The organism is Mycobacterium sp. NGS68, assembly GCF_059812195.1.
The window spans coordinates 288,031-301,286 of sequence record NZ_JCALCE010000003.1; the positions used below are offsets into that span (position 1 = coordinate 288,031).

Below are 13,256 nucleotides of genomic sequence, written 5' to 3' on the forward strand. Positions count from 1 at the left end.
AATGCGTTTGAGAATCGATACGTCTGGAACTCGTTTTATCGTCACCCGCGCTCCGGAGCCACGGCTGAACTTCGAAACCGGCGCCCCGAAAGTCGACACCGCCACCGGGATGCCGATGTACGCCACCCAGGTCCTCGCGCTGGATGACTCCGGCGGCGAAGTACTCAATGTCACCGTGGCAGGAGACCCCAAAGTTACAGTCACGCAGTCTATTTCGGTGGTTGGTCTGGTGGCCATCCCGTGGGCCCAAGGTGATCGCAGCGGGGTGGCGTTCCGCGCTGATGCCCTCACCCCCGCCACCGCCAGTGGTGCTGCGCCGAGTGAGCAGACACGCCCGCAGAAGTAACCCCAAGCGGGTGTGGGGTGCGGTGAACCGATCACCGCACCCCGCCACCCCGGGCATTGCTGTTGACCACACGCTCACGGAGGGCATCTCTCATGACATCGAACAATAAGAACACCACCAACAGTGGATCAGGCGATGACGACTGGTTCGGAGAACTGGTCATGTCGCTGTTCACCGCAGCCGGGTATGTGCTCTGGTGGGCGGTGCTGTTCCCGGCGATCAACGTGCCCATCATCGCCAGCCTCGTGCTTGCCATCAGCCACGGCCCACGCGTGGGCCTGATCTGCGCGATCGTGTGCAGTGCCGGGTATGCGGGCTGGGCCTGGCTCCAACCGGGGTCATTTCGCGCCTGGGTGACCGAACCGGTACGGCGGCGCTGGCTCACGTGGTCGCGCTACACCCGCACCTGGGAATCGACCTGCACCTTGCACGGCCTGACGGCCACACTCGGCGGCCGCACCCTCACTCCCACCCTGCGCACGGTGACAATCGGTAAAACCACCGATGTGCTGGCGGTGCGCATCGTCACCGGCCAGTCCGTGGCAGATTGGCATAAACAGTCCGACGCGCTGGCCGCCGCGTGGCGCGCCGACCGCATCAGCATCACCGCCACCTCGCCTGGCGAACTGCGCATCACTTTAATGCGGGCAGACGTGCTCGCTGAACCGATCGTCCTGCCCATGCCCGCCCCGGCAACCCCGGTGGACCTGGCGCTGGTGCGGGTCGGGATCACCGAAACGCGGCATTGGTGGCAAGTGCCGCTGCTCGGTCACCATGTGCTGATCGCCGGGGCAACCGGCGCAGGTAAAGGCTCAGTGCTGTGGTCGTTGATCGCCGGCATCGCCCCCGCGGTGAAGACCGGACTGGTGCGGTTATGTGTCATCGACCCCAAAGGTGGCATGGAACTCGGTGCCGGAGCACCCCTGTTCACCGTGTTCACCCACGACGCCACCGACACCACCCTGGAGCTGCTACGCCAGCTCGTCACGGTGATGCACGCCCGGGCGAATCGTCTGCGCGGCCACACCCGACTACACACTCCCACGACGTCGGAGCCGTTGTTCGTGGTAGTGATCGATGAAATCGCAGCACTGAGTGCGTATGTGACCGACCGCAAGGTCCGCACCGAAATCGAACAACTCCTGGGCCTCCTGCTCTCGCAAGGCCGCGCAGTCGGCATCAGCGTCGTCGCCGCGGTGCAAGACCCCGCCAAAGACACCCTGCCGTTAAGGCAGCTGTTCACGGTGCGGATCGGGTTGCGCCTGACTGAAGCCACCCAAACCACTATGGTCCTGGGACAGGGAGCACGCGATGCCGGCGCCGAATGTGACCGCATCCCCGACGCGACACCGGGTGTTGGCTACATGATGGTTGACGGCACCGCCTACGCCCAGCGGGTGCGGGCCTTCCACGTCACCGACCACGACATCACCGCGCTGGCCACTCGGTTCCGCCGACCCCCGAGCCGACCGAACAAGACCCACCAGCCACACAACACCGATACCGGGCACACCGTGGGTGAGGGCAGCGGTGAATAGCTCCATGACATCGGCGCAGCTTGCCCTGCCGGGTGTTCCGGATACAGTTGATACCACCCGAGTGGTCGAGCAGATGGTGCGCCGGGCCGCGTCGATGGGATACCAATCCTGGTGGCGACGAGCAGAATCCGTCGGATTCTGCGCTCACCCCATCCAGCTGATCGGTACCGATGAGTACGGGCGTCAGCGGGTGGTGTGGACGCGGTGCAACAACCGTCGCGCCCACATTTGCCCGTCGTGTTCAGATCTCTACGCCCGCGACACCTGGCAACTCGTGCACGCCGGCGCTGCGGGAGGCCACCACGGCATGCCCACCGCGGTGGGCGATCATCCGCAAGTTTTCCTCACCCTGACTGCCCCCAGCTTCGGGGCCGTCCACACCGCCACGACGTCGGGGGACAAGAAAGCGCAGGTATGCCGAGACCAGCACCGGATCGGCGGCTACCGCCGCTGCCCGCATGGAAAACAATTGTGGTGCAGCATGTCCCATGATCATGGCGACGAGCGGGTCGGTCAGCCGCTCTGTCCGGAGTGCTACGACTATGCCGGGCATGTCCTGTTCGCCTGGCATCTTCCCGAACTGTGGCGACGCTTCACCATCACCATGCGGCGCACCCTCCGCAAAGAACTGAAAGCCACCGGTGTGGATCCGGATGCGGTGCGGGTGAGCTTCATCAAAATCGTCGAACTGCAAGCCCGCGCCATCCCACACATCCACGCCCTGATCCGCCTGGACCCCCAAGACGACCCCGATCAGACCGATTGGGAATCACCCATCGGTGCAGTCGAACTCGCCACCATCATCCAACACGCCGCCCGCACCGTCACGCTCACCATCGACGATCCGACCGCTGATACCGATGCGCGGACGATGCGTTTCGGCACACAGATCGACACCCAACCCCTCGCCGCATCCGCAAAACCAGTGAAAAGTGCTCCACCAGAACCAGAACCAGAACCAGGGTCAGGCTCAGGACGGTCCATGTCTGGCCGGCTGGTGGCACGCTATCTCGCCAAGTATGTCACCAAATCCTTGGTAGACCTCGGAATCAGCGCGCGCCGCCTATCTACGGAAGCCATACCCGACCTGGACGTGTCAGAGCATGTGCGGACCATCCTGACCACCATCAGCGATCTCGCGGACAAAGGACTGTCCGGCATCGGGCGGTGGTTGCACACCCTCGGATTCCGCGGCCACATCACCAGCAAATCCCGCCGTTATTCCACTACCATGACCGTGCTGCGCGAACAGCGCGCCATTTGGACGCGTGAAGAACGCTTGAAAAGCACTGCATACCAATACGATCCCAACTGTGACTTCGCCGGTCGCGATGATCTGGTGGCGTGGGAGTTCGAACGTGCCGGCCTCGGCAGCCTCGGCGATCGCAGTCTCGTCTATTCCGCGGCCCTCCAACGCATCCACTCCCGCCTCATCGGACTGGTAGAAGCACGTCGCCAAGCCCACAACGAACAATGGGATCCGCTAGGGGCAAGCGATGGCTGAAAGATGCCCGACTACGACACATGCTCGCTCCGAGTGTGACGTTCGAGTCGATGCTCCGAACATGTCAGAGGGAGGTGTTGAAATTGACCTGCCGAACCGGTATCGGCTCCCGCGCGAGGCCAACCGCGCGCTGGTAAACGTCATACTGGCTATGCGGGACCGGACGCCTAGATCAGGGAGGGGAGTGGCATGAGCCTCAGGTTCGCCTTCTATGGCCGAGTGAGTACCGAGGACGCCCAAGATCCGGAGGCGAGCCGCAGCTGGCAGAAACGTCGTGCCATCGATCTGATCAGTCCGCATGGCGGCGTCCTCGCCGCCGACTACTTCGATATAGGCCAGAGCCGGTCGCTTCCCTGGAAACGCAGGCCGGAGGCTTCACGTCTGCTCGCAGATGTCACTTCTCGTGGCCGTGGCTTCGATGCCGTCGTGATCGGGGAACCTGCTCGCGCGTTCTACGGACCGCAATTTGCGCTCACCTTCCCGGTGCTCACGCACTACGGGGTCGGCCTATGGGTGCCTGAAGTTGGCGGAGCGGTTGATCCCGGATCCGAGGCACACGACCTCGTGATGACGCTCTTTGGCGGAATGAGCAAGGGAGAACGTGCGCGAATCCAGATGCGCGTGCGTACCGCGATGTCGGCACTCGCGCAGGACACAACCAGATACCTCGGCGGTCGCCCACCGTACGGTTATCAACTCGTCGATGCCGGCCCGCACCCAAACCCCGCCAAGGCAAGTCTTGGGCAGCGTCTTCACCGCCTGGAGCCTGACCCCGAGACCGCCCCGACCGTCGAGCGGATCTATCGCATGTATGCCGATGGTGCTGGCTTGCGCTTCATCGCACAGCAGCTCACCGACGATGGAGTGCCATCACCGAGCCAATACGACCCGGCACGGAACCGGCATCGTGACCCACGTGGATGGTCCCATTCGGCGATCCGCGCCATTCTCGACAACCCTGCGTACCGCGGTATCCGTGTCTGGGGCAAGCAGGAGAAGTATGAGGTCCTTTTGAACCCCGATGATGTCGCCGCGGGATATGAGACTCGCATGCGGTGGCGCGATCGGGCCGACTGGATCGCACCCGATCGACGCACGCACGAAGAGCTGATCCCTGATGAGCTGGCGCAGGCTGTTCGTCTCCGGATGCAGGCGCGGCGTGGTCCCGGTCGCGTGTGCAGCAGAGAATCGACAGTGCCGTATGCGCTGCGTGGGCTGCTGTTCTGCGCCGCATGTGGACGGCGAATGCAGGGCGCCGCCCGGCCGGGGAAGCAAACAACGCGGATCCTCTACCGTTGTGAGTTCGGCAAGTCACGTTCTGTACCTGTGGACCTGAGTGATCATCCGCGCACCGTCTATCTCCGCGAAGACGCAGTGACAGCGCGACTCGACGAATGGATCGCCACTCTGGCCGATCCAGAAGACCTCGCACGCGGGCAAGACGTGGACCCGGCGGCCGGACCTGGCTACGCCGCCTTGCAGCGCCAGCTGAGCGAGGCGAATGCCAAAGTGGCTGCCTTGATCACCGCCGTGGAGTCTGGCGTGGCCGTTGAGGATCTAACTGCTGCGTTGCGTCAACGTACCGCCGAGCGCGACGAGCTGAGGGCACGCGTTGAGCGAGTGGAGCGGCCCCGCGCCATGTGTGCCGCCGAGATCAGTGAGTTAGTTAAGGAGTTAGGCGGACTGTCGGTCATCCTCGGCGCGGCAACCGGAGCTGAGCGCGCCGAGGTGTACGCAAGCTTGGGCCTGCGTCTCGACTACGACCCGCATCTTCGGCGAGTCACGGCGACTGCCGACCTGAGTCGTGTCGCCGGATGTGTCCGAGGGGGGACTTGAACCCCCACGCCCATTAGTAGGGCACTAGCACCTCAAGCTAGCGCGTCTGCCATTCCGCCACTCGGACCCGGCCAACGTGAAGTTGGCAGCTAAGGCTATCGGATCGCCGTGCGCGCGCCCAACCCAGCTGGCCAGCAGTCCGTCCGAAAGGTGGTAGGAAAGGTGACTGTGAGCGATGACGTGGTCGAGGTTGTCAGCAGGCTGATCCGGTTCGACACCACCAACACCGGCGATCCCGCGACCACCAAGGGCGAGGCCGAGTGCGCCCGCTGGGTCGCCGAGCAGCTCGCCGAGGTCGGCTACCAGACCGAATACGTCGAATCCGGGGCGCCGGGCCGCGGCAACGTCTTCGCCCGCCTGCCCGGCGCGGATCCCGCGCGGGGCGCGCTGCTGATCCACGGCCACCTCGACGTCGTGCCCGCCGAACCCGCCGAATGGAGCGTGCACCCGTTCTCGGGCGCGGTCGAGGGGGGCTATGTCTGGGGCCGCGGCGCGGTCGACATGAAGGACATGGTCGGCATGATGATCGTGGTCGCCCGGCACCTGAAGCGGTCCGGCATCGTGCCGCCGCGCGAGCTGGTGTTCGCGTTCGTCGCCGACGAGGAGCACGGCGGCACCTACGGGGGGCAGTGGCTGGTGGACCACCGGCCCGACCTGTTCGACGGCATCACCGAGGCGATCGGCGAGGTCGGCGGGTTTTCGCTGACGGTGCCGCGCCGCGATGGCGGCGAGCGCCGCCTTTATCTGATCGAGACGGCCGAGAAGGGCATTCAATGGCTGCGCCTGACCGCCCGTGGTAAACCCGGACACGGCTCGATGGTGCACGACCACAACGCCGTCACCGTGCTGTCGGAGGCGGTCGGGCGGCTGGGCCGCCACCGGTTCCCCCTGGTCCTCACCGACACCGTCGTGCAGTTCCTCAGCGCCATCAGCGACGAAACCGGCCTGCCGTTCGACGCCGAGTCGCCGGACCTCGAGGGCATGATCGAGAAGCTCGGTCCGATGGCCCGCATGCTCAAGGCCGTCCTGCACGACACCGCGAACCCGACGATGCTCAAGGCCGGCTATAAGGCCAACGTGGTCCCGGCCACCGCCGAGGCCGTCGTGGACTGCCGGGTGTTGCCCGGCCGGGAGAAGGCGTTCCTGGCCGAGGTGGACGAGGTGCTTGGCCCGGACATCACCCGCGAGTGGATCCGCGACCTGCCCTCCTACGAGACCACCTTCGACGGTGACCTGGTCGATGCCATGAACGCCGCGGTGCTGGCGGTCGATCCCGACGGCCGGACGGTGCCGTACATGCTGTCCGGCGGCACCGACGCGAAAGCCTTCGCGCGCTTGGGAATCCGGTGCTTCGGCTTCAGCCCGCTGCGGTTGCCGCCGGAGTTGGATTTCACGTCGCTGTTCCACGGCATCGACGAGCGGGTACCCATCGATGCGCTGCGGTTCGGCACCGAAGTGTTGACCCACTTTCTGACCCACTGCTGATCACCCGAATCACCCGAGAGGACTGAATATGCCCGTACCGAACCCCTATGACGCGCTGCCCCAGCTGCCGTCGTTCACCCTGACCTCGGAGTCGATCACCGATGGCCAGCCGCTGTCCACGCCGCAGGTCAGCGGGATTATGGGGGCCGGCGGCGAGGACGTCAGCCCCCAGCTGAGCTGGTCGGGCTTCCCGTCGGAGACCCGCAGCTTCGCGGTCACCGTGTACGACCCCGATGCGCCGACGGCATCCGGCTTCTGGCACTGGGCGGTCGCCAACCTGCCCGCCGACGTGACCGAGCTGCCTGCCGGCGCCGGTGACGGCAGCGACCTGCCGGGCGACGCGCTCACACTGGTCAACGACGCCGGGATGCGCCGCTTCATCGGCTCCGCGCCGCCACCCGGACACGGCCCGCACCGCTACTACGTCGCGGTGCACGCGGTCGACGTCGACAAGTTGGACCTCAGCGAGGACGCCAGCCCGGCGTACCTGGGCTTCAACCTGTTCCAGCACGCGATCGCCCGTGCCGTCATCGTCGGTACTTACGAACAGACCTAAAGCATCGGTGCGAAGTCGATGCGGTCATAGTCGCCGACGGGCCGAAAGCCGATGCGTTGGTAGATGGCGTTCGAGGCTGGGTTGGCCAAGTCGGTGAAAAGCACCACCTCGTCGGCGCCGCGTTCGCGTATCCATGCGGCCGCGGCGGCCGTCACCGCCGAGCCGTACCCATGGCCACGCTCGGTGCTTGGCGTGTAGACGGGGCCGATCCTTGAGACGCCCACCACCGGTGGGCGCACCGCTGCCAGACTGACCGGTCCATTGGGCAGCGTCCAGAGCACGAACTCGTTGCCTCGCTGCTTACCGGCGTGCACGCCCCGGGTGGTCTCGTCGCGGTCGACGGTGTCACCGAAGGCTTCCCGGACGAACAGCGTCACCCACTCGCCGATTATGTCGATGTCGTCGTCGGAGCTTGCCAGCCGGGCGCGGCCCGCAACGCGGGTCGGCGGCCGCAAAGCCTCGAGCCGGTAGAGCCGTTGGTTCATCACGACCGTCGAGACCGCCCCGGTTGCCGAACACCAGGCCGCGGCCAGAGCGGCCGCCGTAGCGGCCGGTCCCTGAATCCCGGTGAGGCCTATGCCCAGATTCACAAACTCGGCGACGACGCGGTCGAGGGCCGCGGGCGGCAGGCCGCCGCAGAGCAACGGTGACCGAGGCTTTTGGAGCGCGGCGCCGACCGGCTTCTGGTCGTCCCAGACCGTCACGAGCAGCGGCGCGGGATCGCTGTCTGCCAGCCCGGCGCGCAGCGTGGCGAGCTCGGCAGTCGCGCAGATCGGGTCACGACGGTAGATATCGAGGGCCACACCGCAGAAGTCGTCGACGTCGTCGTGCAGCCGAAGTTTCACGCTTCTCAGGGTATTGGGTTCGGACCGCGGCGCCGTCGGCTACGAATAAGAGTCGTGACATCGCGCGCCTGCATCCTGGTTCTGCCGGGCGGCATGGTGCGCAGCGACGAGCGGTCCCGGTGGTGGCAGCTGGCCAACCTGCGGATGGTGTTCGTCGCGCGTGCTCTGCGGCGCCGGCTGGGGCCGGACGTCGTGGTGCGACGGGTGCAGTACCGGGTGCGTGGCTGGAACAGCCCGCAGCTGGGCGCGGTGCACGACGCGCAGGCCGTCCTCGACGATATTCGTCACCGCTATGCCCCGGAAAAGGTTGTGCTGGTGGGACATTCGATGGGAGGGCGGGTCGCCGCGCACCTGGCCGCCCAGGCAGACGTCGGTGCCGTGGTGGCGTTGGCGCCGTGGTGGCACGGCGACAAGGGCGACCTGATCCCGGCGGGGACGCGGCTGCTGGTAGTGCACGGCACCGCCGACGCCCGCACCGACCCGGTGTTGTCCCGCACCCAGGTGTTGGCGGCCCAGCGCCGTGGTGTGGACGCGCGGTGGGTGGGAATCGAGGGCGTCGGCCACCACATGGTGCGGCGGTGGGGGCAATGGCACCGGCACATAACGGATTTCGTCGCCGACTATCTCGCCTAGCATCCCGAAACCCTGGACGCGCCCACGGCGATGTGTGACTATCTCCCACATGCCGTTGCTCGGGCGGGTACCCCTCCGACCGGCCCGCTTGGTGCTGGCGATGGCACTGGTGCTGGCGTGCGAGGCCTGCTCGCACGCCAATTCCCCTGCCGGCAACAATCTTTCGGCAGCGGCCGCACCGACGACGGTGGCCCACGATCCGGCCCGATTCGAGTCTGGTCCGTGCCCGAGCACCCCACAGCCGATCCCCGAGCTACAGACGGCGCGCTGCGGGACGCTGACGGTTCCCGAGAACCGCACCAAGCCCGGCGGGCGGCGGCTGCGGCTGCCGGTGGCCGTCATCCCGTCGGAAACCCAGCCCGCCGCCGCGGACCCGATCGTCTTCCTCTTCGGCGGTCCGGGCGGTGATGCGATTCTGAACCCTCCGGGCGCCGAGGGGCCCAAGTTCAACCGCAGTCGGGACGTCATCCTGATGTCGCAACGCGGCACTCGCTCGGCACAGCCCTCGCTGACCTGTCCGGAAGTCGATCAGTTCTTCGCTCGCCGACTGGGCCTGGTGTACGACGCCCCGTCGACCGGCGACGAATACGCGAAGGCGGTCAAGGCGTGCCACGACCGGTTGGCCGGCGTCGCCGACCTGTCCGCATTCAATTCCACCGAAAGCGCGTATGACCTGATCGACCTGCGCAACGCGTTGCATATCAAGCAATGGAACGTGTTTTCGCACTCCTACGGCACCGACCTGGCACTGATCTACGCGCGCCTGGACCCGCAGGGCACGCGGTCGCTGGCGCTGGACGGGGTGACGCCGCCGTCGCTGGCGAACCTGGCGTGGACCTGGGGCAGCGCGCGGGAAGCGTTCGACAACATGGTGAGTGCCTGCACGGCGCAACCGCAATGCCAGGAGCGCTTTCCCGGCCTCGGCGACACCGTCGTCGGGCAGATCAATCGACTCGAAGCGCATCCGGTCACCACGTCGGTTCCGGTCGAAGGCGTCGGCGACACCACGGTGGTCATCGACGGCGGCGCGTTGTTCAGTGCTTACCTGGTGCCGCTGGGCACCCACTTCCCGGCCGAGGTGCCCGCCGCGATCGACGAACTCGCGCACGGCACCCCCACGCGCATCGCCCAGCGGTTGGCGAACACCTACGCGAATCCGGCCGCCGTCGGGGTGATGGCCTGGGGCCTGACCTACAGCATCTGGTGCAGCGAGTGGCTCCCGTTCGAGCCGGACGGCGACCTGGCCGCGGCGGGCCGGCACAGTTTCGCCGCTCTGCCCGAGACGGTGCGCGCTCAGGCGCCGCAGCTGCCGTTCCTGCGGCAAGCCTGCGCGGAATGGAATGCGCCCAAGGCCTCCGACTGGGTCCGTGGCGTCACCGACAGCGCGATCCCGGCGCTGGTGCTGTCGGGCAGCTACGACGGGCAAACCAGTCCCGCGTCGGGACAGTATGTCGCCCAGCATCTTTCGCATGCCACGATCGTCACCGTCCCCGGCGTCGCCCACGGGATCTACGTCGACCCATGCGGCGGCGCCGTCCTGAATTCGTTCTTCGACAACCCGCAGCAGCCCGACACCGGATGTGTCAGATCAACCCACCCGCCGGCCTATTCCGTCACCCTTCCGCCACTGTGACACCCAGAAATTCGCCGCCGACAATCAGCCCGGCGGCGTCGCCGGCCCGGACTCCTTGGGCACCGCCGAGCCGACCGCGTCGCTCAGCGCCGCGAACCCGCCCTCGCGCAGCCGGCGGGCGATGCCGTCGTGAATGTGCTTGGCCCACAAGCCGCCGCCGTAGATGAAGCCGGTGTAGCCCTGCAGCAGCGACGCGCCCGCCGTGATGCGCTCCCACGCGTCGTCGGCGGTTTCAATGCCGCCTACGCTGATCAGCGCCAGCCGGTCGCCGACCCGGGCGTACAGCCGGCGCAGCACCTCGAGCGCGCGGCGCGCCAGCGGCGGTCCCGAGATGCCGCCGGCGCCGAGCTCGGCGACGCCGGGCGTGGCCAGGCCGGCCCGCGACACCGTGGTGTTGGTTGCCACGATGCCGGCCAGCCCGAGTTCGACGGCCAGGTCCGCGACGCGGTCGACGTCGGCGTCGGAGAGGTCCGGCGCGATCTTGACCAGCACCGGGGTCGCCGCGGCCTCCGCGAGCACCGCCGACAGGATGGGCCGCAACGAGTCGACCGCCTGCAGATCCCGCAGGCCCGGGGTGTTCGGCGAGCTGACGTTGACCACCAGGTACGACGCGAGCGGCGCCAGCAGGCGGGCGCTGGCCCGATAGTCGTCGACGGCCTCGGCAACGGGCGTCGTCTTGGTCTTGCCGATATTCACCCCGATCGGCACGTCGGGGACGTGCTGCGCCAGCCGGGCGGCCAGCGCGCCGGCGCCGCGGTTGTTGAAGCCCATCCGGTTCAGCAGCGCGCGGTCGTCGGGCAGGCGGAACAGCCGCGGCGCCGGGTTTCCGGGCTGGGCGTGGGCGGTGACGGTGCCGATCTCGGCGTACCCGAAACCCATTGCGCCCCAGGTGGATAAACCAAGCCCATCCTTATCGAACCCGGCGGCCAACCCCAGCGGCCCCGGAAAACGCACCCCGAACACCGTGCTCGCCAGCACCGGGTCGGTCGGCCCCAGCCGCCGACTCAACGTCCGGCGCACCGGCGCGCCGGCGGTGGCACCGCGCAGCCCGGCGAACACCAGCGTGTGGATACGCTCCGGCGGAACCGCGAACAGCAGCCGCCGCAGCAGGTCGTAGGCCGTCACAGTTCCGGCTGGTCCGGCCGCTGGTTTTCCAAGCGAGATTTCTTGCGGCGTAACAGGACCCGGCGGCTTCCATCGGTGTAGAGCCGCACCCGCGTCAGCTCCCAGCCGCGGTACTCGGCCTCGATGGACAGCCGGGTGGACGCGCTGAGCCGCGTCACCTCCGGTGGCAGCCGCAGCGGCGCCCACTCGTACTCGTCGGACATGTCGGTGTCCCAACCCGCGGGTAGTCGACTCCACCGCGCGCCGCTCAACGCGCGACCGCCGCATGCTCGATGACCTGGACCCCGGCACCCGACCCCGACACCACGTACAGGGTGCCCGACGCTTCGTCAAAGGCCAGCGAGTTGGGTTGCTGCACGGTTGGGTAACGCACCTTTTCGACGGGAATTCCGGTGGACAGATCGTAACCAATGACGATGTTCGCCGCGGTTTGGGACACCCAGGCCAATTCGCGCGACCCGGCCAGGCCGTACGGAGACTGCCGCACCGGGTAGGCCTGACGCAGGATCAACGGGCCCACGCCGTAGACCAGCAGCTGGCCGCCGCGCGTGTCGGCGACGAGCACCCGCCCCTGCGAATCGGCGGCCAGAGTGGTGGCGCCCTCGCCGGCCCGCAGCGACTGCTCGGCGTGCCCGTCGGCGCCGACCGCCGTCACAGACGTCTGACCGCGATCCAGTACGACCGTCGTATCTCCCTGTGTCGCAACGGCATCGACGCGGGTGAAGATCTTGGTGCGGTTGCTCACCTTGCCGTCTGCGGCGACGGTGAAGACGGCGCCGTCGGCGCTGCCCAGCGCGAGTTTGCCGTCGGCGCGCCGGGCGATCGCGGTGAACTCGGTGTCTGCGGCGTCGGCGACATTCACCCTGGTGGCGCGGCCGGCGGAGAGGTCGACCACCACGAAGCCGCCGCGGGCGGCGACGTAGGCGGTGCCGCTGCCGTCGCTGGTCAACGCGGTCGCGGGCCCCGGCAGGCCGATCACCGCGGGTGAGACCCGTGCGGCGACGAAGACGCTGAGGCTGGCCGGAGCGGCCGGGTCGGGTCCGGGGCACAGCACCACCAACTGCCGGGTGCCGCCGTCGAAGACCGCCGCCAGCGGGTGACCGCCGAGCGGCGCGACCGCGCCCGCCGGATTCTGTGTCACCGGCGGCGAGTCAGCGGCCTGCGCCGGCGTGATCGTGGGCGGCGCCGCGGTCAACGAGTTCGTCGAACATCCCGTGAGCAACAGCAAAGTCGCAAGTGCTGCTCCAACTGCGCGTTTATGCTGCAATAGCAAAGATTTACCCTCGATTACGGAACGTTTGCCTGGAATTCTATGAAACTTCACAGGCGCAAGTTGCATGCAATATCGCCATGTTGCCCACAACGGCTCGTTCTGGAGAGGTATGTTGGCGACATGACCGTCGCTGCTGACCGGCATCTCGCAGACAACGAGTTTGCTGTCGAGGACATGATCGCAGGCATTTTCGCCAGCGGCTACGGGCAAGTCGGTGATGGGCGTAGTTTTTCATTCCACATCGAGCACCGGTCACTCGTCGTCGAAATTTACCGTCCCCGCCTCAGCGGACCCGTTCCGCAGGCCGAAGACGTGGTCGCCAGGGACGTTCGCAGCCTAGTCGAGATCGACCTGACCGACGAGCGCAGCCTCACCGCCGCCGTGCGAGACGCCGTCGCACACGCGACACCCGTTTCTCGCTAGTGGCCTAGTAGCGGCCTCCGTCGCTTTGCGTCCATAGCCCCCACAGTCGGCGAGTCGCC

At 67.2% G+C, this 13,256-nt stretch carries 13 protein-coding genes and 1 tRNA gene; 9 read left to right on the top strand and 5 right to left on the bottom strand.

Going from position 1 to position 13,256, the window contains the following annotated elements; translation table 11 throughout:
- Position 1 precedes the first annotated feature (1 nt).
- From AC5Y5V_RS06205 to AC5Y5V_RS06220, 4 genes are all read left to right on the top strand, one after another.
- Positions 2-346, top strand: coding sequence for an SCO3933 family regulatory protein (locus tag AC5Y5V_RS06205; protein WP_011560561.1), 345 nt, complete (start codon positions 2-4; stop codon positions 344-346).
- Between the two features lie 92 nt (positions 347-438).
- Complete coding sequence (locus AC5Y5V_RS06210; RefSeq protein ID WP_017205322.1) at positions 439-1,884, top strand: FtsK/SpoIIIE domain-containing protein; 1,446 nt, start codon at positions 439-441, stop codon at positions 1,882-1,884.
- A 4-nt stretch (positions 1,885-1,888) separates the two neighbouring features.
- Positions 1,889-3,388, top strand: a complete 1,500-nt coding sequence (locus tag AC5Y5V_RS06215) for a replication initiator (RefSeq protein WP_011560559.1) — start codon at positions 1,889-1,891, stop codon at positions 3,386-3,388.
- A gap of 189 nt (positions 3,389-3,577) precedes the next feature.
- Positions 3,578-5,224 (top strand): recombinase family protein, encoded by a 1,647-nt coding sequence (locus AC5Y5V_RS06220; RefSeq protein WP_011560558.1) that lies wholly within the window; start codon positions 3,578-3,580, stop codon positions 5,222-5,224.
- Here AC5Y5V_RS06220 and AC5Y5V_RS06225 read toward each other — a convergent pair.
- Positions 5,206-5,291 (bottom strand) — tRNA-Leu (locus AC5Y5V_RS06225). The two genes, AC5Y5V_RS06220 and AC5Y5V_RS06225, sit on opposite strands and share 19 nt — an antisense overlap.
- An 83-nt stretch (positions 5,292-5,374) precedes the next feature.
- On the opposite strand from AC5Y5V_RS06225, the gene AC5Y5V_RS06230 reads away from it, so the two are divergent.
- Entirely contained in the window at positions 5,375-6,709 is a 1,335-nt protein-coding gene (locus AC5Y5V_RS06230) for a M20/M25/M40 family metallo-hydrolase (RefSeq protein ID WP_499931894.1), read from the top strand.
- 28 nt (positions 6,710-6,737) lie between these two features.
- A complete protein-coding gene (locus AC5Y5V_RS06235) occupies positions 6,738-7,265 on the top strand; it encodes a YbhB/YbcL family Raf kinase inhibitor-like protein (protein WP_499931895.1) in 528 nt (175 codons plus the stop codon).
- Here AC5Y5V_RS06235 and AC5Y5V_RS06240 read toward each other — a convergent pair.
- Positions 7,262-8,110 carry a GNAT family N-acetyltransferase gene (locus tag AC5Y5V_RS06240; protein ID WP_499931896.1) on the bottom strand — a complete coding sequence of 283 codons (849 nt, stop codon included), beginning with the start codon at positions 8,108-8,110 and terminating at the stop codon, positions 7,262-7,264. The two genes, AC5Y5V_RS06235 and AC5Y5V_RS06240, sit on opposite strands and share 4 nt — an antisense overlap.
- A gap of 54 nt (positions 8,111-8,164) precedes the next feature.
- Here AC5Y5V_RS06240 and AC5Y5V_RS06245 point away from each other — a divergent pair, with 54 nt between their 5' ends.
- Positions 8,165-8,743, top strand: coding sequence for an alpha/beta fold hydrolase (locus AC5Y5V_RS06245; RefSeq protein WP_499931897.1), 579 nt, complete (start codon positions 8,165-8,167; stop codon positions 8,741-8,743).
- A gap of 49 nt (positions 8,744-8,792) precedes the next feature.
- Complete coding sequence (locus AC5Y5V_RS06250) at positions 8,793-10,376, top strand: alpha/beta hydrolase (RefSeq protein ID WP_499931898.1); 1,584 nt, start codon at positions 8,793-8,795, stop codon at positions 10,374-10,376.
- Between the two features lie 24 nt (positions 10,377-10,400).
- Here the strand turns inward: AC5Y5V_RS06250 and AC5Y5V_RS06255 are convergent, their stop codons facing one another.
- Genes AC5Y5V_RS06255 through AC5Y5V_RS06265 form a run of 3 tightly spaced genes read right to left on the bottom strand, consistent with a single transcriptional unit; the run spans position 10,401 to position 12,774 of the window.
- Positions 10,401-11,501, bottom strand: coding sequence for a quinone-dependent dihydroorotate dehydrogenase (locus AC5Y5V_RS06255; RefSeq protein WP_499931899.1), 1,101 nt, complete (start codon positions 11,499-11,501; stop codon positions 10,401-10,403).
- Entirely contained in the window at positions 11,498-11,704 is a 207-nt protein-coding gene (locus AC5Y5V_RS06260) for a DUF5703 family protein (protein WP_499931900.1), read from the bottom strand. Before AC5Y5V_RS06260 ends, AC5Y5V_RS06255 begins: the two co-directional genes overlap by 4 nt.
- A gap of 44 nt (positions 11,705-11,748) precedes the next feature.
- The gene (locus AC5Y5V_RS06265; protein ID WP_499931901.1) at positions 11,749-12,774 is read right to left on the bottom strand and encodes a YncE family protein; all 1,026 of its coding nucleotides are present in this window, start codon (positions 12,772-12,774) and stop codon (positions 11,749-11,751) included.
- Between the two features lie 120 nt (positions 12,775-12,894).
- Between AC5Y5V_RS06265 and AC5Y5V_RS06270 the strand changes: the two genes are divergently transcribed.
- Entirely contained in the window at positions 12,895-13,197 is a 303-nt protein-coding gene (locus tag AC5Y5V_RS06270; protein ID WP_499931902.1) for a hypothetical protein, read from the top strand.
- Positions 13,198-13,256 lie beyond the last annotated feature (59 nt).